Source organism: Alcaligenes sp. YSL9, from assembly GCF_030515105.1.
GTDB lineage: Bacteria > Pseudomonadota > Gammaproteobacteria > Burkholderiales > Burkholderiaceae_B > Alcaligenes > Alcaligenes phenolicus.
This window is the reverse complement of record NZ_JALXJU010000003.1, coordinates 687873-708260: the sequence shown is the minus strand read 5'-3', so window position 1 is coordinate 708260 and position 20388 is coordinate 687873. Positions and strand designations below refer to the sequence as shown.

The following is a 20388-nucleotide window of genomic DNA, read 5'->3' as shown; positions in this document are numbered from 1 at the left end:
TCCTCTTTTAACTGCCAATAACAGCACGGCTTTAGAAACGATAGCTTCCGCCCACAAACCAGACACGTCCGGGCATGGGGTAGCCTTCTTTGTATTGATACAGCTTGTCGCCCAGGTTACGCACACCGGCTTCCAGGGTGATGTCCGAGTTCGGACGCCAGATACCCTTCAGGCCCAACAAGGCAAAGCCCGGTGTTTTTTCGTAAATCTGATCACCCTTATTGTTTGCATAGGAGTAATAACGGCCACTTTCGGTTTCCACCGAACCCATCACTTCCCACTGCGCAGTGGGCTTCCAGCTCAGGTGAGCAAACAGGCGGTGATTGGGTGTATCCACCAGTTTGACGTCCGGGTCAGACTGGTTGCGACGATTCAAATATGTGTACGCCAGGCCTGCCGACCAATGAGCAGACAACTCCTGCTGCAAAGACAGCTCCAGACCCATTTGACGAGCCTTGCCGACGTTGGTGGCCTGATCACAAAAACCCACTGGACGGTACTTGTCACAACCGGGAGCCTGAATAACCGTGCTTTGAATCATGTCACGCACCTGGCTCAAGAACAGCGCCGATTCCAGCTGTGCACCTTCCCATGGCTGACCGCGCAAGCCCAGTTCATAGTGAATGGCGTGCTCGGGTTTCAGATCCGGATTAGGTTGGGCGTAGCCCATGCGGCTGGAGTAGCGATCTTTAATCGTGGGGAAACGAGTCTTGTAAGCCACGCTACCGTAGACCTGCATGGCATCGCTCCAGTCGTAACCCAGCTCCAGCAAACCGTTGGTGGCATCGGTATCGCCGGTTTCAAAGTTGTGCGCTTCTTTGGCTTTGCGACGTTCGTGGCTGGCACCCACGCGCAACTGCCACAGCTCACCCAAAGCAATACGGTCTTCAAACGCCAGAGACGTGGTCACGTCTTTGTAGTGCTCAGTGCCCGATGGCTTGGGATCACGGTGCTGATCTTCCTTGTAGTGCAAGGCAAAATGCAGCTCGTGATTGTCCAGGCTGGTGTTGACCCACTCCAGAGCAGCACCACGGGTACGGTCCGTGTACTCGCTGGTGGGGCCAGTCAGGGTCGCGTATTGACCATCGCTATACATATCCAGACCGTTCTTGTACTTGTCTTCGTACACGCGGGTCTTGATCGTGTTGCTCTCGCCAATCTGGGTGGAACTCAGGAAATACAGGCTTTCCTTGTCCCAGTACGGCCAGCGCCAGTAGCGTTGACCCAGCTTGGCATCGTTCACGCCGGTGTAGACCGGATTGTCTTTCTGACCTTTCTGGTTCACGTAACCAATAACGTACTCATCCGTCGCATTGGGCGTGATACCCAATTTAAAAGACGCTTTCTTGTCCATTTGCGAGGCATTACTGCGCATGCCGCCGGTATCGGTAGGACGTGCTTTTTGATCTTCAAAGCCACGCCCCAGCGGGAAGGTACGCTCGCCCGACCACGACAGGCCCGCTTGCAAATACCAGAAGCCCTGGTTGGTACCCACGTTCAAGGCACTGTAGCGTTGATCGCCCGTGGCGTAACCGGCGCGGAACTCGCCTTCAAACTCTTTGACGGGTTTACGGGTCACCAGGTTGATGGCACCACCCATGATGTTGGGACCATACAGTAAGGAAGCTGCTCCCTTGGCCACGCGAATTTCGCTCAGGTCCATGGTGGTGAAACGGGTAAAGTCCACATAGCCGTCGTACGGCACGTACTGTGGAATACCGTCCAGGAACAAAGGCACCTGACGAGAATCGAAACCACGCACATAGCCCATCTGTTCGTTACGGGCACCGCCCGCCGACACAGTCACGCCAGGTTGCACACTAACGGCAGCACCCACATCGCGCAAGTCAAAAGCCTGCATTTCTTTCTGGCTGACTGCGCTCTCCCCCAACGGAGCCTCGCGATCCAGGCTGGACTGAACAACCACTTTGCCCAGCTGAAACACGCGGTCATTGTTTTCCTGAGCCTGAGCCTGACTAACTGCCAAGGCCCCCATCATGCTCAAGACCAATGCGCACGGCACAAAACAGACGGACTGATGACGCGCTGCTGTGGCGCGTTTGGACTGATGTCTCATTCCCCTTCCCTATTCGATCTTTCTAATTGATTTATGAACTGATGCCACACAAAGATGCGGCACAAAAAAAAACGGACCCCAAGGGGCCCGTAAATAGAACCCATCATCGAGCGATGAGTGATGGTTCTTTCGAAAACACCGCTATATAGTAAAGCATATAGCGAAGAACAACAACTAGCCAGAAACTTTAAGGTTCAGGTTTTCCCGTCTTCCCAATTTGCAGCTTCTCGCCAACAATACGGCTGTACTGAGCATTCCTATCAAAATGCTGCCAGCAAGGTGCCTGCACAAACGGGCACCCAAACGATCCCAAGACATCAGGACCCGCGCAAATACTGGCGCAAATCCACAGGAGCACAATTTATGTTTAAAGCCATGACGCGCGGTTCGGTCCGCCTGGTTGAACGCTATCTACCCGATCCGTATATTTTCGTCATCCTGCTCACACTGATTGCCGGTATTGCGGCCATGGCGTTTGAGCAACGCTCTCCCATGGAGATCATCCAATATTGGGGTAATGGCTTTTGGGGCCTGCTGACCTTTGCCATGCAAATGCTGCTGGTCTTGCTGACCGGTCACATGCTGGCCAGCACGCCACTGGTAAAAAGCTGGTTGCGTGGCCTGGCCTCGCTGGCCCGTTCGGCTGGTTCCGCCATCATTCTGGTGACCCTGGTGTCACTGGCGGCCAGCTGGATCAACTGGGGTTTCGGCCTGGTGGTCGGTGCCCTATTCGCCAAAGAGCTGGCCCGTCAGGTCCGCGTGGACTACCGCTTGCTGGTTGCCAGTGCCTACTCCGGCTTTCTGGTCTGGCACGGTGGCTTGGCCGGTTCTGTACCACTGACCATTGCCACCTCGGGCCACTTTTCTGAAGACAAGATCGGCATCATCGGGACCTCCGACACCATCTTCGCCTTCTTTAATCTGGCGATTGTGATCGCCCTGTTCATTCTGGTGCCACTGATTAACCGTTTGATGTTGCCCAGTGACAAGGAAAGTATTTACGTCGACCCCAAGCTGCTGGAAGACACGCCAGACGACGTCAACCAGACCACCGATCGTCCAGCAGACCGTCTGGAAAACAGCCGTCTGATTTCCATCGTGATTGGTGTCGCTGGCCTGGCCTACCTGTTTGACTACTACGTGTTGCGCGGTGCGACCCTGAATCTGAACGTGATCAACTTCACCTTCCTGATTCTGGCCATCTTGCTGCATGGCACCCCTCGCCGCCTGCTGAAAAGCCTGGATGAAGCCATCCGCGGCGGTGCCGGGATTGTGATTCAGTTCCCCTTCTACGCAGGCATCATGGCCATCATGATCGACTCCGGTCTGGCTGCCAGCCTGTCCGAGTGGATGGTGTCCTTTGCCACGGCGACCACTCTGCCCTTCTGGACCTTCATGAGCGCCGGTCTGGTCAATATCTTTGTGCCCTCGGGCGGTGGCCAGTGGGCCGTACAAAGCCCGGTCGTGATTGCTGCCACACAGGCTCTGGATGCGGACATGGCGCGCACCGCCATGGCCGTTGCCTGGGGCGACTCCTGGACCAATATGCTGCAGCCTTTCTGGGCCTTGCCGGTATTGGCTATTGCCGGTCTGAAAGCCAAGGACATCATGGGCTTTTGCCTGATTCAGTTGATTGTCTCGGGTATTGTGATCTCGATTGGTTTGACCTGGTTGTAAGACAGGCCGGGACGCCTTCATCAGGCATCGCATCCTGACTGGCAATAAAAAACGCCCCCTGAATATCCATGGGGCGTTTTGCATTGAGCAGGCTGCAAGCAGCCGAAGCATAAGCAGGACGCAAACAAGCCGCCACAAAGAAGGGCAATGACGATATGAGGGGGAATGAAATGAAGATAGAGATGGTGGGCGGTACAAGGTTCGAACTTGTGACTTCCACCGTGTGAAGGTGGCACTCTACCACTGAGTTAACCGCCCGGAGCTTTAAAGAACTACAAAAGCTGCGAAGAAAAAAACTATAGCATGGCCCTGATTGATTTACAAGTTCAGGGCCAGCTCTTTTCTTAAATAATTACTCCGTTGCCGGGTTGAGCATCTCACGCCACATGGGCGGCTTCTTGTTCTGCTTTTCCAGCACGTCCATGTATTTCTCATGCTCGGCCTGATCGGCTTCGGACGCGCGCAGCACTTTCAGCACGCTGGCGTCAAACTTGCCCAGGCTCAGATTGCTGCCATCCCCACCTTGCCCATCAGACTCGTCAAAGTCCATCAGCAAGGCGTCCTGGCCACGGGTCATGGCCAGCCAGACATCAGCCAGCAACTCCGAGTCCAGCAAAGCGCCGTGCAAGGTACGGTGAGAGTTGGAAATACCGTAGCGTTCGCATAGGGCATCCAGGGAGTTACGCTTGCCGGGGTGCATTTCCCGCGCCACCAACAAGGAGTCGGTGATGCTGTCGCAGTACTGCGAGAATGGGCCTTTACCTACCTTTTGCAGCTCGGCGTCCAAAAAGCGCGTATCAAAGGAGGCGTTATGAATAATGACCTCCGCACCCTGCACAAAATCCAGCACCTGATCCACCACGTCCTTGAAACGTGGATGGCCGGACAGAAATTCCGTGGTCAAGCCGTGAATCGCCAAAGCTTCGGGGTCGGAGTCCCGGTCCGGGTTTAGATACAAGTGCAGATGGCGGCCCGTCAATTTACGATTGAACAGCTCTACCCCACCCACTTCAACAATGCGGTGCCCTTCACGAGGCTCCAGACCGGTGGTTTCAGTATCCAGAATAATTTGACGCATTCACTTTCCCTACAAATTCAATCACAGTAATGGCACTCGACAAGGAGGCTATACAAACAGCTTCCCCGCAGACCAGCACTACAGGTTTAGACAGAGGCCTCGGGCTTATCAATCAATTCCAGTTGCTTGTCCTGCCCTTCTTTCTTGCCCGCAATCAGCGTATAGGCCACGGGCACCACAAACAAGGTCAGCAAGGTTCCCAGGGACAAACCGCCCACCAGCACCCAGCCAATCTGCTGACGGGATTCGGCACCCGCCCCGGAGGCGTAAGCCAGCGGCAAGACCCCCAACACCATGGCGCCGGTTGTCATCAAGATGGGGCGCAGGCGCATCTCGCAAGCGCGCATCACGGCATTGTACAAACTGGCCCCCGCTTCGCGTTGCTGGGTGGCAAATTCCACAATCAAGATACCGTGTTTGGTAATCAAGCCCACCAGGGTAATCGAGCCAATCTGACTGTAAATGGACAAGGTGCCACCCGACAGCCATAGGGCCAGCAAGGCCCCCGTCATGGACAAGGGCACGGACAGCATGATGATGAGCGGGTTGCGCCAGCTTTCAAACTGCGCGGCCAGCACCAGATAAATAAAGGCCAGTGCCATCAGGAAGACCAGATAGATACTGCCCGAGGAATCCCGGAACTCGCGCGACTGGCCATCCAGGTCAGTCTGCACCGTTTCCGGCAAGGTCTTGCGAGCCACCTCATTCATGTGTTCGAGCACTTCACCCAAGGCATAGCCGGGTGCCACCGATGCTTCCACAATGACCGCCCGCAAGCGGTTGAAGTGGTTCAGCGATTGCGGCGATACGCTCTCGCGCACATTCAGAAAGTTGGAAGCCTGCACCATGCCACCGTCTTTGGTACGCACGTATATATCCAGAATGTTTTGCGGGCTGGAACGAGCCTGCTTATCCACCTGCACAATCACGTCGTACTGCTCGCCATCGCTCTTGTAGCGCGTGACCTGACGCCCACCCAGCATGGATTCCAGAGTGCGGCCTACCGCTTCCACCGATACGCCGGTATCGGCCAGCTTGTCGCGGTCTACATCAATACGGATTTCTGGTGTGTTCAAGCGCAAGTCCGTGTCCACGTTCAACAGCCCTGGATAGTCTCGCAGCTCAGCCAGAAAACCGTCCACGATCTTGGCCAGCTCCGGATACGGTGCCTGGCTCATGATCACAAACTCCACTGGCTTGGAAGTGGCCCGCTGTCCCAACGACGGCGGGTTAGTGGGGAAAGCACGCGCACCGGGAATGGCGGAGAAATGCGGTTGCAGTTCACGCGCAATGGATTGCTGGTTACGTGTACGCTCCTCCCACGGCTTCAAGCGCAAAATTGCAAAGGAATCGGTGACGGTAGGGAAACCAATAATGGACTGGTACCCCTCTGTCTCCGGTATGCCGCGATATAGCTCTTCCACCCGCTCCACATTGCGCAAGGTGTAATCCAGCGTAGCGCCTTCGGGCGAATTCACAATCCCGAAAATCACACCTCGGTCTTCAATCGGAGCCAGTTCGCTTTTGATGACCGTAAACAGCAGCCCACTGGTCGCGGCAACGGCCACACCAATGAACAGGACCAGAAAACGCCAGCGCAAGGCGCGAATCAGGATACGGCGGTAGCCTCGTGTCAGCCAGACCAGGAAATTCTCGATACCCTGGCTGACGCGGCCCACTTTCGCACCATGTGGACGCAACATGCGCGAACACATCATGGGCGTCAGGGTCAGGGCCACGAAACCGGATACCAGCACGGCAGCCGCCAAGGTCAGGGCAAACTCAATGAATAATCGCCCGGTACGGCCTGTGGCAAAAGCCAGTGGGGCATACACCGCCACCAGGGTTAGCGTCATGGCAATCACGGCGAAGGCAATTTCACGCACACCCAAAAAGGCAGCCTGCATGGCCGTCTTGCCCTCTTCGATATGGCGGTACACGTTCTCCAGCACCACAATCGCATCGTCCACCACCAGGCCAATCGCCAGCACCATGGCCAGCAAGGTCAGCGTGTTGATGGAAAAGCCCAGCATGTACATGATGGCGAAGGCCCCGATCAGGGAAATCGGAATCGTCACAATGGGAATCACACTGGCGCGGAAACTGCGCAGGAAAAACACAATCACCAGCACCACCAGCAAGATGGCCTCGGCAATGGTGGTGTACACCGAATCAATGGATTTCTGAATGAAGATGGAGCTGTCGTAAGACACGGACAACTTCATATTGCCCGGCAGGCTTTCGTTGATGCGCTCCACTTCTGCTCGCACGGATTTGGACAGATCCAGCGGGTTGGCGGTGGACTGTTTAGTCACACCAATATTCAAACTGTTTTGCCCATTGAATCGGGCCAGTACCCGTTCCTCGGCAGGCCCGATACGCACGTCGGCAATATCGGAGATGCGCACCGGATAACCGGCTGCCTGACTGATGATGATGTTGCGAAATTCCTCGGGCGTTTCCAGGTCGGTGGAGGAAACCACGGAAAACTCGCGGGCATCGGACTCAATACGACCAGCTGGAATCAGCACGTTCTGTTTGCGCAGAGCATCTTCCACATCCTGCACGGTCAGTTGGTAGGCCCCCAGGCGGGTGCGGTCCAGGTCGATACGCATGGCGGGCAAGCGCTCGCCAAACACGCGCACTTCAGCGGCTCCCGGCAAGACGGACAAGCGCGTTTTAATGTAGCGGTTGATGTAGTCCGAGGCCTCCAGCATGCTGTAGTCGCCGGTATCCACACCTACATAAATAATCGGGGTGGAGTCTGCTTCCACCTTATTGATGATGGGCTCGTCCACTTCGTCGGGCAGGAAACGTCGGGCACGCGATACCTTGTCGCGCACATCGGCGGCAGCGGCATCGGGGGCCCGGTCCAAATTGAATTTAATGTTGATCAGGCTGCGTTCGGAACGGCTGCGTGAAGTCATCACGTTCACACCCTCGATCCCGGACAACTGATCTTCAAGAGGCTTGGTCACCTGGGACTCGATCACCTCTGGTGAGGCCCCTTTATAGTTAGTGATGACGGAGACGACCGGCTCGTCAATAGCGGGGTATTCGCGTACGGTCAGGCGTTCATAGGAAATGAAACCGACCAGCACAATCACCAAAGACAGAACCGTGGCAAATACCGGGCGACGGATACATAAGTCAGAAAGAACCATGATTCCGTCCTATTGCTGCGGCTGTGTTTGGACGTCGATCACTTCCTGAATATCGACCGGCACTCCGTCACGAACCTTTTGCAGCCCGGCCACCAGCACATTGTCACCCGCTTTCAGATCGCCTGTGACTTGTACCCAGCCCTGCTCGCGTACACCAACCTGCACCTGACGGCGCTCTGCCCGACCATCTTTCACAATATAGATGTACTGATCCTGTCCCGAAGGAGCCAAGGCGGTTTCAGGCACCATCAAAGCCTGGTAACGCGACAGTTCAAGGCGTACCCGGCTGAACAAACCGGGGCGCAAAGCGCCATCTTCATTCGGGACCTGAGCCCGCAGCAAAATGGAACGGCCAGCCGTATCCACCGCCGGGCTGACAGCCAGTACCGAGCCATGGCGGGTTTCGCCCAGGAAGGCATCAAAGCGCAGTTCGACCGGCATGCCGGCCTTCACATCGGCCAGATATTGTTCAGGGATACGGAAGTCCACGTTCAAGGTCGAAACCGCTTCCAGCTGCACCAGATCCGTACCCGGCCCAACATAATCACCCACCGAGACATTACGCAAGCCGGTCACACCATCAAAGGGGGCACGGATACGGGTCTTGTCCAGCTGCACACGCGCCAATTGCACTTCGGCTTGCTGAACAGCCAAACGGCTACCGGACTCGTCTTTGGCCTGCTGGCTGATAAAGCCCTGACGGCTCAATTCCGAAGATCGCTTGTGCTGACTATTGGCCAGATTCAAATTTGCCTGTGCCTGATTCAGTTGCGCCTGCGCCATGGCCGGGTCCAATTGAATCAGGAGCTGGCCTTTTTTGACGGGCTGACCTTCTTCAAAGCTGATCGCTGAAATACGACCACTGATCTCGGGCCGCAGCACGACGGACTCTCTGGCCACCAGGGTTCCCACCGCCGCCACATCACGAATCAACTCACTTTGCCGCACGGGTAAAACTTCCACCCGCGTGGCGTCAGACTGCGCCCAACTGGCGCTGTTACTGGCAAACAGTACAAGAAACAGAGAAAAAATCGTGGGACGCAGCGTGGAAATCATGGGCGGCTTATCCTGACCGGCCAGGCCGGTGAAGCTGTCTGACAAAATATGACGAGTGGCTAATAGTACTATCAGCGGGCTACAACTCTGCCCAAGATCTTATAACTGCCTGGCGATTTCCACCCCTTCATTGGCCAACTGATCCGCACGCTCGTTGCCGGGATCACCCGCATGGCCACGCACCCATAACCAGGTCAGCTCATGTTTTGCGGCCTGCTGCTCCAACTCCTGCCACAGGTCGGCATTCTTGACGGGCTTTTTATCGGCAGTACGCCAGCCGCGGGCTTTCCAGCCGGGCAACCATTCGTTCATGCCTTTTTGTACGTACTGCGAATCGGTGTGTACCCGCACCTGGCAAGGGCGTTTCAAGGCTTTGAGAGCCTCGATCACGGCCATCAGTTCCATGCGGTTATTGGTAGTATTGGCCTCGCCACCGCAAATGGCTTTTTCACGTCCGCCATGACGCAACAAGGCGCCCCAGCCCCCCAAACCGGGGTTGCCCTTGCAGGCACCATCGGTCCAAATATCGACAACATCAGTCATGTCTTGCTAATTCCTTCATCGGCAGCGCGTCCAGCAACCACCATAGGCCGACGCACACGCCGACGGTTTTTCTTCCACTTGGGCCCGACCATACGCAAGGCCGGCGTGCGTTTGACCGCACTAATCATGTAGACGGCCCCCGCAAAGCTCCACCAGCGTGCACCGCTTTGCTCCATCCAGGACCAGCGGTCCAGCCAGGACTGCTGACGGCACAACGGTGCATAACAGCCCATCTGCGTACTTTGCACATCAAAGGACAAAAGCTTTAACCAGTCGCGCAAGCGCGAGGGTGACATCACATCTCCCGGCAAGGTAGGCGTGCCCCGCTCCAGACCCGGAATCCAGTCGTGGGCACCCCACAAACTCAAGGGGTTGAAACCCGTCAGGAGAATGCGCCCTTCTGGCACCAGAACGCGCTCGGCCTCTCGCAACACCTGATGCGGGTCGCTGGCGCTTTCCAATGTATGGGGCAGGATTAAAAGATCAATGCTTTGCGTATCAAAAGGCAGATGCTCGGGTTCGGCATAAACCAGGTTCTTCTGCTGAGCGGGCAAGACGCCGGCCTGAGCCGTACATACCTTGCAGGAGATGCGACTATGCGCCAGGAGGTCCCAATGCGGCAATCCAATTTGTATGGCATGATACCCGAAGGTGTTGACCACCTCCGCATCGATTCCGGCTTGTTCCCAAGCCCGCACATATCGCCCCGGTACGGTTTCCAACCACTGGGCAAATTGATCATTCAAAGTCTGCTCCACTGGCGCTCTCTCCCTCTACCATGATGAATGCATTTACCTGGCCTGTGCCAAGCGATGTTCGCCTGATTCCACTACCAGCCCTGAACGACAACTATATATGGGCTTTAAGTCGAAACGGTCATGCCCTGGTTGTGGACCCCGGCCAGGCCGCCCCGGTTCTGGATTGGCTGGAACGCGAGTCCTTACAACTGGATGCCATTTTACTGACACACCACCACGGTGACCACGTTGGAGGTGTCATGGATATCCTGGCCAAGCACCCGGCTCGCGTCTGGGGCCCCGCCAACGAGCGTCTGCCTGCCTGTGACGTGCGTGTCGGCCAGTCCGACAAGGTCGAGTTACCCACTCTGGAACTGACGCTGGACGTGCTGGACATCCCCGGCCATACCGCCGGACACGTTGCGTACTTTGGTCAAAATGAGGTAAAACAGCCCTTTGTTTTCTGTGGTGATACCTTGTTTGCTGCTGGTTGCGGACGCCTGTTTGAAGGCACCCCGGCACAAATGACGGATTCCCTGGGCAAGTTGGCAAAACTGCCATCGGACACCCTGATCTGCTGTGCGCACGAATACACTTTATCCAATTTACGCTGGGCTCTACAGGTAGAGCCGGACAATCCCCAACTGCATGAACGTTGGGAACAGGATAATCTCAAGCGTCAGCAAAACTTGCCTACGGTGCCCTCCACCTTGAAAACAGAATTGGCTACCAATCCATTTCTGCGTTGCGAGACGACTGCTGTTATCAAGGCTGCCGAGCACCATGCTGCCCAGTCCCTTAATAATCCTGTCGAGGTATTTGCCAGCCTGCGCGACTGGAAAAACAATTTCTGAAGATTCCGCAATGAACCTAATGAGACTTTTTGCGCTGCTATGCGCTTTCGTGCTGGCAGGCTGCGCCACAGGCCCCAAGGTCAGCCCTCAAAAAGCCGCCAAGACCTCCACCAGCATTGCCGCCGATACGTCTCGCACCATTGATCTGACCCACCCACCCAAAGACGCATGGGACCGGATGCGCCGGGGTTTCTCCATCCCCAACCTGCATACCGATCTGGTTGATTACTGGACCAACTACTACGCTTCGCACCCCGAATCCATCCGTACCATGAGCCAGCGCGCCTCGCGCTATCTGTACCACATCATGGACGAGCTCGATGCCCGTGGCCTGCCTTCCGAACTGGCCTTGCTGCCTTTTGTGGAAAGTGCCTATAACCCCGTCGCCTATTCGCGCTCCCATGCGTCCGGTCTGTGGCAGTTCATCCCCAGCACCGGCACACAATACAAGCTGGAGCAGAACTGGTGGGTAGATCAGCGCCGTGACCCGGTCGAGTCCACTCGCGCTGCTTTGGACTATCTGTCTTACTTGTACGAGTTCCAGGGCGACTGGTATTTGGCCCTGGCCTCCTACAACTGGGGTGAAGGTTCGGTACGCCGCGCCATGGAGCGTAATGAACAGGCCAACCTGGATGTTGACTACTTATCGCTGAAGATGCCGGACGAAACACGTAATTACGTCCCCAAGCTGCAAGCGATCAAAAACATTGTGGCTAACCCGGAGCGTTATGGCATCACCCTGCCTCCAGTCAGCAATACACCGTATTTCACAGCCGTGCGCAAAAACAAGGACATTGACGTAGCCCTTGCTGCTGAACTGGCTGAAATCTCCGTGGATGAGTTCAAAGCCTTGAACGCTGCCCACAATCGCCCCACAATCCCTGCCGATCGCGGCACCTTGCTGCTGCCCGCCAACAAGGTGGATATCTTCAATGCCAATCTGGCGGCCTACCAGGGCAAGCTCAGTAACTGGAAGGCCTACCAGTCCAAGCGCGGCGAAAGCTATCTGTCCATTGCCCAGCGTCACGGCATTACCTTGTCGCAGTTGCGCTCCATCAACGGTTTGGGTAGCAAGAGTACCAAGGCCGTTGCCCAGACACTATTGGTGCCCAGCACCACCTTGGGTGAAGGCAGCCTGCAACTGGCTTCTCTGACCAATACACCTGCCGCCCCGGTAGCGCAAAGCACACGCCGTGCTCGTACGCAAACGGCCAGCGTCAACCGCAAGAATGACACTGTTGTTTTGCGTCGCGGCGCCAATGTGCGCACCCATACGGTTCGACAGGGCGATACACTTTACGCCTTGGCCAAACGGTACGACACTTCGGTGGCAGAACTGCGACGCCTGAACAATATCAAAGGCAGCTCTCTTTCCAGGGGGACACGTTTGCGTGTTCCCGGTTCCAATATTCGTGGCTAAGTCCACCCACTAATTACATAAAGGATTTTCAGCATGGGTTTCCTGCAAGGAAAACGCATCCTGGTCACAGGCGTCCTCTCGAATCGCTCTATTGCTTACGGGATTGCGCAAGCATGTCGCCAACAAGGTGCTGATATTGCCCTGACCTATGTGGGCGAGCGTTTTAAAGAACGTGTTGAAGGCTTTGCCAAAGAACTGGGCACGGATATCGTGCTGCCCTGTGATGTGTCTGAAGACGATCAGATCGAACAGGCCATGGCCTCGCTGGGCGAGCGCTGGGACGGTCTGGACGGTTTGGTGCACTCCATTGGTTTTGCACCCCGTGAAGCCATTGCCGGCAACTTCCTGGACGGCCTGTCGCGCGAATCGTTCCGCGTCGCTCATGACATTTCCGCCTACAGCTTTCCCGCACTGGCCAAGGCTGCCCTGCCCTTGCTGAAGGGCCGCAAGAGTTCGGTGCTGACCCTGACCTACCTGGGCGCTGAAAAAGCCATTCCCAACTACAACACCATGGGCGTGGCCAAAGCTGCGTTGGAAGCCTCCGTGCGTTACCTGGCGGTGGCGCTGGGCGAGTACGGCATTCGTGCCAACGCCATCTCGGCCGGTCCTATCAAGACCCTGGCTGCCAGCGGCATCAAGGACTTCTCCACCATTCTGAAATTCGTAGAGACGCACGCTCCCTTGCAGCGCAACGTCACCATTGAAGAAGTAGGCAATGTGGCCTCCTTCCTGATGTCCGAATTGGCCAGCGGTATCACAGGCGAAATCACGCACGTTGACGCCGGCTTTAACTGCATCGTTCCAGGTATGCAGGAGTAAAGGCTAGCATCAGATGCCTACAAGCATCCTGATGACAAAAAGGAACAGGCTTTTGCACTGTTCCTTTTTTTTGGCCCTGGATCAGCTGCAATTTGCGCTACTGGCTTCTTATATAAGCAATAAAAAACATAAATAAATCAGTACACTGATTTTCTCGTTTTCCCTAGTAGGATATAAAAAATAATCTGTGAATAATATTTATGTCAGTGCACTGACTATTAAAGCATAAAAAATCAATCACAGAACTCGATTCTCGAGGAGACACAATGTTCCAACGCCAACCGCGTCTGCTGGCCCTGGCTGGGCTTTTGCTGAGCTGTGCAATGCTGGCCCCCGCCACCGCCAGTGCTAATAAACCGATCGAAATTATCGTCACCTTCCCACCAGGAGGGGGCACGGATTTACTGGCCCGCCTGGTCGGGAATTACTTCAACGAACAACTCGGCCAGCCCGCAATTGTGGACAACCGTCCCGGTGCCAGCGGCAATATTGGCGCCCGTATGGTGGCCCAGCGCCCGGCCGACGGTCAGTCACTGCTGATGGTCAACAGCTCCTTTGCTGTCAATCCGGCCGTGTTCGACAAGCTGCCGTTTGATCCCAAGAATGACTTCACAGCCGTCTCCAACTTCGCCTTTGTTCCATCAGTCGTCATCGTGCCGGCCAACTCCCCCTACAAGACACTGAAAGACATGCTAACGGCTGCCAAGGAAAAACCGGGCGAAGTGTTCTTTGGCTCTTGCGGCAACGGTACTCCGCAACATCTGGCCGGCGAAATGCTCAACGAAGCAGCGGACGTGGAAATGGCGCATATCCCCTACAAAGGTTGCGGTGGCGCTCTGAACGATGTGATGGGTGATCAGGTGGGCTCGGCCTTCGTCACTGCCTCCAGCACCCTGCCCTTCATTGAAAGCGGGAAGGTACGTGCCTTGGCTGTGACCTCGGCAGAGCGCAGTCCCCTGTTGGCCGATGTGCCTTCGATCGCCGAGCTTGGCTACCCAGGCTACGAGCTGAACCAGTGGCACGGCTTACTGGCTCCCGCTGGCACTCCCGAGCCTGTCGTGCAAAGACTGCATGAGGCGATCGAAAAAATCATTGCGCGCGAAGATGTGCAAGCCAAGCTGACAAGCCTGGGCTACACCGTTGCCCACGACGGCCCCGCCCAGTTCCAGGCGATGATCAATGCCGACATCGACCGGTTTCGCGAATTGGCACAAAAAATTGGACTAACAATCAACTAAGGATCCACCATGAGCAAACTGAAGTTAAGCGTATCGATTGGCAATTACGACCGTACTCTGGCCTTGAAAGATGGACGTGTCGGAATTGAGGGCTGTGATATCAATGTCGTATCCCTGGAGCCTGAGGAAGCGTTTCATCGTGCATTTCGCTACGAGGAGTTCGACGTTACGGAAATCTCCATGAGCAGCCACATGATGACTACCGCGCGTGGCGACAATCAGTACGTGGGTATTCCAGCCTTTCTGTCACGCGTTTTTCGCCATTCCGGCATCTATGTGCGTACCGACCGTATCCGCAAGCCCGAAGATCTGAAAGGCAAAATCATTGGTGTGCCCGAATACCAGATCACAGCTAACGTCTGGATCCGGGGCATCTTGCAAGATGAGTTCGGTATCCGGCCCAATCAGATCAAATGGGTACGCGGAGGGATCGAAGAACCAGGCCGTGGCGAGCGCGCTCCCATTGATCTGCCAGATGACATCAGCCTGGAGCAGATCCCGGATGACCGCACCTTGTCGGACATGTTGGAAAAAGGCGAAATCGACGGATACATCGGAGCACGAGCACCTTCATGCTTTCTGCGTAACGCCCCCAATGTGGGCCGTCTGTTCGGAGATGAGTACGTGGAAGTAGAAAAAGACTACTTCCGCCGCACGGGCATCTTCCCGATCATGCATATGGTTGGCATCCGCAAGTCTCTGGTACAGGACAACCCCTGGCTGCCGGTCAGTGTGTACAAGTCCTTTCTGAAGGCCAAAGAACTGGCCGTGCATGAACTGAACGAGTTGTGCCATCTGGCTGTCACCCTGCCGTGGATGGTGCACCATCACAATGAAGCCAAAGCCTTGATGGGAGAGGACTACTGGCCCTATGGCCTGGAGGCAAATCGCCACACCATCCAGACCTTTGCGCAGTACCACCACGATCAGGGCATGTCGCAACGCCTGGTCAAGCCCGAGGAACTGTTCGCGGCCTCCTCGCTGGACCTCTCCAAGATATAAGGCAAAACCGGCATGAAGGCTCCCGTTTTCAATTACTACGCCCCCGAAACGCTGGCTCAGGCACTGGGCTTGTTGGCCAATCAGGAAAACGCCCGTGTATTGGCTGGAGGCCAGTCCTTGCTGGCCATGCTCAATATGCGCTTTGCATTTCCGGACACGCTGGTCGATATCAACCAGTTGCCCGAACTGTCCTACCTGCAAGAGCAAGAGAATGGCGATATCGCGATGGGTGCCATGACACGCCAGCGCGACATTGAATTTTCCGAGCTGGTGGCAACACGTCTGCCGCTCTGGAAGGATGCAATCCTCAACGTCGGGCATCGCCAGACCCGTAACCGAGGAACAGTGGGCGGCAGCCTTTGTCAGCTGGACCCTTCTGCCGAAATACCGACAGTCAGCATGGCGATGGATGCTGTGTTGACCGTCGCCAGCATACGTGGAGAACGAACACTTTCAATGGCCGATTTCCCGGCAGCCTACATGACCCCCAACATGCAGGCTGACGAGCTGTTGATCCGCGTCCAGGTGCAGCCGTGGCCCGCCAGTCACGGCTGGGCTTTTCTGGAGTTCTCCCGGCGGCATGGCGATTTCGCCATCGTGTCCTGCGCTGCGTTGCTGTTGCTGGATGAAGCCGGCTTGGTGAGTCGCGTCAGCATCACCCTGGGCGGAGTAGGTGCATTTCCCCTTCGCATGACCGAGGCAGAAAACGCCCTGCTGGGCACCCCGGCCAGCCCCTCAGATATCGAACTGGCCGCCGAACTATGTGGCCAGGTCGATGCTTCCAGCGATAGTTATGTCCAGGGCTGGTATCGCCAGCGGCTGGCCAAAGAATATACGGCGCGCGCCCTGCGGCTAGCGCTCTCTCGTACAGGACAACGGCATGAATAACCCCCTTCCTTCGGGCAGTCGCCCCATCACCCTGTGTGTCAATGGCCAGAACCTGACAGCCCATGCCGAGCCTCGTGTCAATCTGGCCGATTTCCTGCGCCACGATCTGGGTTTGACAGGGACCCATGTGGGCTGTGAGCACGGCGTCTGCGGCGCCTGCACCGTGCAGATTGACGGCCACTCAGCCCGTAGTTGCCTGATGCTGGCAGTACAGGCCCAAGGCAAGCATATCCGCACCATTGAAGGCCTTGCCAACGAGCAAGGCTGCTGGCATCCCATCCAGGAAGCCTTTCGCGAGCTGCATGCCCTGCAATGCGGTTTCTGTACGCCGGGCATCCTGATGTCAGTCGTCGAGCTGCTGGAGAACCACAGCGATCCCAGCCCCGAACTGATACGCGACGTGCTGTCCGGTCATCTATGCCGCTGTACCGGCTACCAGAATATTGTGCGTGCGGTACAGAAAGCCGCTGCTGCGATGAGGACCAGCCATGCTCATGAATGATCCTCACCAGCAGGAACAAGGCGCCTGCGGTCTGGGGCACTCCTTTCTGCGCCTGGAAGATGAAGCCTTGTTAACCGGGCAGGCCCAGTTTCTGGATGACATCCCCATGGAGGGTGTATTGCATGCGTGCTTTGTACGTAGTCCTCACGCGCACGCACGCATTCGTTCCATAGACCTGTCGGCAGCCCGAGCCTTACCTGGCGTACACGGAGTATTTACCGCGCAAGACCTGATGGGCGAATTAACTCATTGGCGTATGCCATTGGGCTTTGCCTTTGCCGTACTTCCAGAAAATACCGTCCCCTTCGTCCTGGCACGCGAAGAAGTCGCCTTCGTTGGCGAAGCGATTGCCGTGATCGTCGCCCAGTCCCGTCACATAGCCGAGGATGCTGCTGCACTGGTGGCTATCGACTTCGAAGTCCTGCCAGCGATTTCTGACCTGCGTCTGGCTCTGGAACCGAATGCAGCGGTGGTACGCACCGAACTACAAAGCAATAGCCTGCAAAACTACACGCTGGCCTATGGCGATATCGATGCCGCCTTCCTTGATGCAGACATCCTCATCGAGGAGTCATTTTCAGCCCACCGCGGCTGTGCTCATCCCATCGAAGGGCGAGGCGTGCTTGCACGACTGGACCCCGCCGGCAACGAGTTGACCGTTTGGTCATCCACCCAGATGGCACACGAACTGCACTACACCCTGGCCCTGATGCTGGGCCATCGCGAAGATCAATTACGTGTGATCACCCCCGACGTAGGCGGCGGTTTTGGGGCAAAGTTCATGATCTACCCCGAAGAAATCGTCATTCCAGCTGTCGCCCGCCTGCTACGTCGTCCCATCAAATGGGTAGAAGACAGACGCGAGAACTTCCTGACCTCTATTCAGGAGCGCGACCAGGTATGGTCAGTATCTCTGGCGGCCGATAAAAACGGGCGCATACGCGGCCTGCGTGGCAGTTTCATCCATGACCACGGAGCCTACACGCCGCAGGGCACCAACGTCCCCTACAACGCAGCCTCATCCATGACGGGCCCCTATGTCGTTCCAGCTTTCAGTCTGACTGCTGACGTGGTCTACACCAACAAGGTGCCAGTGGCTACCGTACGCGGCGCAGGCTATCCGCAAGCCGCTTTCGTCATGGACAGATTAATGGACCGGCTCGCGCAACAGATCGGCATGGACCCCATCCGCTGCCGCGAACTGAACCTGATTCCTGCCGCCAAAATCCCCTACACCAAGCCGCTGAAATCCAGGGCGGGTATACCACTGGTTATCGACAGCGGAGACTTTCCCCGCATGCAAGCCATGGCAGAGCAGGCGATGGACCGCGACGGTTTTGAACAACGACGACAGGCGGCCCTTGCTCAAGGCCGTTATCTGGGCCAAAGCCTGGCTAATGCCGTCAAACCAACCGGTCGCGGCCCCTATGAGTCGGCCACCGTCAAGATTTTCCCATCCGGTCGAATTGCCGTGTTCACGGGAGCCCTGGCCATGGGCCAAGGCATCAAGACCTCGCTGGCGCAGATTTGCGCAGCACATTTCGGCGTGGAACCCGCAGGCATAGACGTTCATGCCGGCGATACACGTCACATCGGTGTGGGGATGGGCGGTTTCGCAAGTCGCCAGGCGATTATGGCGGGTACAGCCGTTGAACAGGCCTCCCGGCAACTACGTCATAAAGTGCTGCTGGCAGCAGCGGCCGTGCTGAAAGTTCCTCAAGAAACCCTGAACATTTCTTACGGCATCGTGCGTAGCAGCGCAACTGACACAACCATCAGCCTGGCTCGACTGGCCATGGAGCTCAAAGGTGTGCCGGGCTACAGCCTGCCTATCAAGACAGACCCTGGTTTGGAGAGCACCGCTCATTTTCACTGCGACGAGCAAACCTACGCCGGATCCACGCACGCCTGTGAAGTGGAGGTAGATGCCAGCACTGGCGCTATCCACATCACACGCTATCTGGCTGTGCAAGATTGCGGCACGCTCATCAACCCGATGATCGTGGAAGGTCAGGTCGTTGGCGGGGTCGTCCATGGTCTGGGCAATGCCTTGTTCGAACAGATGGCCTACGACGCCGAAGGTCAGCCCTTGTCCACCACTTGTGCAGAATATCTTCTGCCCACCGCCCCGGAAGTACCAAATATCGAGGTGTTGTTCTGCCCCTCCCCCACGCACTTGAATCCGCTAGGAGTCAAAGGCGTGGGCGAATGCTCCACCATCGCCGTCGCCGCCGTCGTCATCTCAGCCGTGGAGCAAGCACTGTCACCGCTGAATGTGCGCATCAACGAGTTCCCACTCAGCCCTATGCGGCTACTGGAACTGATCGATCAGGCCACGCAACCGACACAATAAAACAGGAAAGCTGCCATGAATTTCAAAAACCGGTTTCACATTCCTCTACCACTGGATCAGGCATGGACGCTCATGCTGGATGTACCGCGCATCATGCCTTGCCTGCCCGGAGCCAAACTGACTGATGTCTTGGACGGCAACAAGTACCAGGGTTCGGTTTCAGTCAAACTCGGCCCGATCAAACTTTCTTTTGATGGCACTGCGGAGCTGGTCAACACCGATGAGGAAAATCATATTGCCTATCTGCGTGGCGCCGGTCTGGACCCCAAGGGACGCGGTTCAGCCAGCTCGGACTTCAGCTTTGCGCTGACACCGTCACCAGAAGGAGGGACCGACGTGGAGGTCAGCACAGAACTGACCTTGTCAGGAGCTGTGGCCCAATATGGACGCGGCAGCGGCATGATCGCCGAAGTGGCCGGGCAGATCCTGGGCCAGTTCGAGCGCAACCTTGCGCGCATGGTGCAGGGTGACGCCAATCCTGCACAGGGCTCTGACGCCCCCGCCTTCCCCAGCAGCCAGGGCATGACAGCCGCAGCTGGCGCTGCGGTTGCCAACATGCCCTCAATAGCTGCCACGCCAGTTTCCACTATCGAAGCCCAAGCCATCCTTTATCAATCCCAAGCCGTGCTCGCTCAAACCCAGCAGCTACAGGCCCAGATGCAACAAACCCTGCTAAGGCTGCAAGCACGTGGCCGACAGGATGATGACTATGCAGGCGAGCTCAATATGCTATCTATCGGTCTCAAAGCCTTCTGGTCGCAGATACGTTATCGAGTGGGAAGACTGTTCGGGCGCAAGGACTCCGCGTAAAGCTTACGAGGAAACTAAGCGCCTTGTACCCGGCGCTTAGACTGCCCCTGAAAATGCCAATCAGGTATTAATCGGCTGCCAACACGCAGTTATTAAAATCGCCTGACAAACTCTTGATTTAAAACAGAGAAACTTTCACCAAGAAAAAGCGATAAAGCAGCACACTGATT

Annotated in this window: 16 protein-coding genes and 1 tRNA gene; 10 read left to right on the top strand and 7 right to left on the bottom strand. The window is 56.4% G+C overall.

Annotation, left to right across the window (positions count from 1 at the left end; all coding sequences use genetic code 11):
* Positions 1–31 precede the first annotated feature (31 nt).
* Positions 32–2077, bottom strand: coding sequence for a TonB-dependent siderophore receptor (locus M2Q46_RS15835; RefSeq protein ID WP_268379167.1), 2046 nt, complete (start codon positions 2075–2077; stop codon positions 32–34).
* A 363-nt stretch (positions 2078–2440) separates the two neighbouring features.
* Here M2Q46_RS15835 and M2Q46_RS15830 point away from each other — a divergent pair, with 363 nt between their 5' ends.
* Complete coding sequence (locus M2Q46_RS15830; protein ID WP_035273510.1) at positions 2441–3754, top strand: short-chain fatty acid transporter; 1314 nt, start codon at positions 2441–2443, stop codon at positions 3752–3754.
* Between the two features lie 183 nt (positions 3755–3937).
* Here M2Q46_RS15830 and M2Q46_RS15825 read toward each other — a convergent pair.
* The 6 genes from M2Q46_RS15825 to M2Q46_RS15800 all read right to left on the bottom strand — a co-directional run bounded on the left by M2Q46_RS15825 (position 3938) and on the right by M2Q46_RS15800 (position 10353).
* A tRNA-Val gene (locus M2Q46_RS15825) sits at positions 3938–4012 on the bottom strand.
* Between the two features lie 94 nt (positions 4013–4106).
* A complete protein-coding gene (gene dnaQ / locus M2Q46_RS15820; RefSeq protein WP_009460833.1) occupies positions 4107–4832 on the bottom strand; it encodes a DNA polymerase III subunit epsilon in 726 nt (241 codons plus the stop codon).
* 86 nt (positions 4833–4918) lie between these two features.
* Entirely contained in the window at positions 4919–7996 is a 3078-nt protein-coding gene (locus M2Q46_RS15815) for an efflux RND transporter permease subunit (RefSeq protein ID WP_302357614.1), read from the bottom strand.
* 9 nt (positions 7997–8005) lie between these two features.
* Positions 8006–9052, bottom strand: coding sequence for an efflux RND transporter periplasmic adaptor subunit (locus M2Q46_RS15810; protein WP_137430687.1), 1047 nt, complete (start codon positions 9050–9052; stop codon positions 8006–8008).
* Positions 9053–9151: 99 nt separating this feature from the next.
* Positions 9152–9595 (bottom strand): ribonuclease HI, encoded by a 444-nt coding sequence (rnhA, locus tag M2Q46_RS15805; RefSeq protein ID WP_022983314.1) that lies wholly within the window; start codon positions 9593–9595, stop codon positions 9152–9154.
* Entirely contained in the window at positions 9592–10353 is a 762-nt protein-coding gene (locus M2Q46_RS15800) for a class I SAM-dependent methyltransferase (protein ID WP_035273499.1), read from the bottom strand. The genes rnhA and M2Q46_RS15800 overlap by 4 nt, the downstream gene beginning before the upstream one ends.
* 20 nt (positions 10354–10373) lie before the next feature.
* Between M2Q46_RS15800 and gloB the strand changes: the two genes are divergently transcribed.
* The 9 genes from gloB (at position 10374) to M2Q46_RS15755 (ending at position 20218) form a co-directional block, all read left to right on the top strand.
* Complete coding sequence (gloB, locus tag M2Q46_RS15795; protein WP_088452188.1) at positions 10374–11186, top strand: hydroxyacylglutathione hydrolase; 813 nt, start codon at positions 10374–10376, stop codon at positions 11184–11186.
* A gap of 10 nt (positions 11187–11196) precedes the next feature.
* Positions 11197–12606: a transglycosylase SLT domain-containing protein gene (locus tag M2Q46_RS15790; protein WP_026485385.1), complete on the top strand. Its 1410-nt coding sequence runs from the start codon at positions 11197–11199 to the stop codon at positions 12604–12606.
* A gap of 33 nt (positions 12607–12639) precedes the next feature.
* A complete protein-coding gene (gene fabI, locus M2Q46_RS15785) occupies positions 12640–13425 on the top strand; it encodes an enoyl-ACP reductase FabI (protein ID WP_009460819.1) in 786 nt (261 codons plus the stop codon).
* 323 nt (positions 13426–13748) lie between these two features.
* Positions 13749–14663 (top strand): tripartite tricarboxylate transporter substrate binding protein, encoded by a 915-nt coding sequence (locus tag M2Q46_RS15780; protein ID WP_302357651.1) that lies wholly within the window; start codon positions 13749–13751, stop codon positions 14661–14663.
* Between the two features lie 9 nt (positions 14664–14672).
* The gene (locus tag M2Q46_RS15775; RefSeq protein WP_035273485.1) at positions 14673–15665 is read left to right on the top strand and encodes a 4,5-dihydroxyphthalate decarboxylase; all 993 of its coding nucleotides are present in this window, start codon (positions 14673–14675) and stop codon (positions 15663–15665) included.
* Positions 15666–15677: 12 nt separating this feature from the next.
* Positions 15678–16553, top strand: a complete 876-nt coding sequence (locus tag M2Q46_RS15770; RefSeq protein WP_035273480.1) for a xanthine dehydrogenase family protein subunit M — start codon at positions 15678–15680, stop codon at positions 16551–16553.
* Positions 16546–17055, top strand: a complete 510-nt coding sequence (locus M2Q46_RS15765) for a (2Fe-2S)-binding protein (protein ID WP_302357613.1) — start codon at positions 16546–16548, stop codon at positions 17053–17055. Before M2Q46_RS15770 ends, M2Q46_RS15765 begins: the two co-directional genes overlap by 8 nt.
* The gene (locus M2Q46_RS15760; RefSeq protein ID WP_302357612.1) at positions 17048–19408 is read left to right on the top strand and encodes a xanthine dehydrogenase family protein molybdopterin-binding subunit; all 2361 of its coding nucleotides are present in this window, start codon (positions 17048–17050) and stop codon (positions 19406–19408) included. The genes M2Q46_RS15765 and M2Q46_RS15760 overlap by 8 nt, the downstream gene beginning before the upstream one ends.
* Before the next feature lie 15 nt (positions 19409–19423).
* Complete coding sequence (locus tag M2Q46_RS15755; protein ID WP_257112382.1) at positions 19424–20218, top strand: SRPBCC family protein; 795 nt, start codon at positions 19424–19426, stop codon at positions 20216–20218.
* The last annotated feature ends 170 nt before the right edge of the window (positions 20219–20388 follow it).

What these genes read in the sequence shown, in the direction of transcription:
- M2Q46_RS15835 (WP_268379167.1), bottom strand. Translation starts at nt 2,077, where the DNA reads ATGAGACATCAGTCCAAACGCGCCACAGCAGCGCGTCATCAGTCCGTC.
- M2Q46_RS15830 (WP_035273510.1), top strand. Translation starts at nt 2,441, where the DNA reads ATGTTTAAAGCCATGACGCGCGGTTCGGTCCGCCTGGTTGAACGCTAT.
- dnaQ (WP_009460833.1), bottom strand. Translation starts at nt 4,832, where the DNA reads ATGCGTCAAATTATTCTGGATACTGAAACCACCGGTCTGGAGCCTCGT.
- M2Q46_RS15815 (WP_302357614.1), bottom strand. Translation starts at nt 7,996, where the DNA reads ATGGTTCTTTCTGACTTATGTATCCGTCGCCCGGTATTTGCCACGGTT.
- M2Q46_RS15810 (WP_137430687.1), bottom strand. Translation starts at nt 9,052, where the DNA reads ATGATTTCCACGCTGCGTCCCACGATTTTTTCTCTGTTTCTTGTACTG.
- rnhA (WP_022983314.1), bottom strand. Translation starts at nt 9,595, where the DNA reads ATGACTGATGTTGTCGATATTTGGACCGATGGTGCCTGCAAGGGCAAC.
- gloB (WP_088452188.1), top strand. Translation starts at nt 10,374, where the DNA reads ATGATGAATGCATTTACCTGGCCTGTGCCAAGCGATGTTCGCCTGATT.
- M2Q46_RS15790 (WP_026485385.1), top strand. Translation starts at nt 11,197, where the DNA reads ATGAACCTAATGAGACTTTTTGCGCTGCTATGCGCTTTCGTGCTGGCA.
- fabI (WP_009460819.1), top strand. Translation starts at nt 12,640, where the DNA reads ATGGGTTTCCTGCAAGGAAAACGCATCCTGGTCACAGGCGTCCTCTCG.
- M2Q46_RS15780 (WP_302357651.1), top strand. Translation starts at nt 13,749, where the DNA reads ATGCTGGCCCCCGCCACCGCCAGTGCTAATAAACCGATCGAAATTATC.
- M2Q46_RS15775 (WP_035273485.1), top strand. Translation starts at nt 14,673, where the DNA reads ATGAGCAAACTGAAGTTAAGCGTATCGATTGGCAATTACGACCGTACT.
- M2Q46_RS15770 (WP_035273480.1), top strand. Translation starts at nt 15,678, where the DNA reads ATGAAGGCTCCCGTTTTCAATTACTACGCCCCCGAAACGCTGGCTCAG.
- M2Q46_RS15765 (WP_302357613.1), top strand. Translation starts at nt 16,546, where the DNA reads ATGAATAACCCCCTTCCTTCGGGCAGTCGCCCCATCACCCTGTGTGTC.
- M2Q46_RS15760 (WP_302357612.1), top strand. Translation starts at nt 17,048, where the DNA reads ATGAATGATCCTCACCAGCAGGAACAAGGCGCCTGCGGTCTGGGGCAC.
- M2Q46_RS15755 (WP_257112382.1), top strand. Translation starts at nt 19,424, where the DNA reads ATGAATTTCAAAAACCGGTTTCACATTCCTCTACCACTGGATCAGGCA.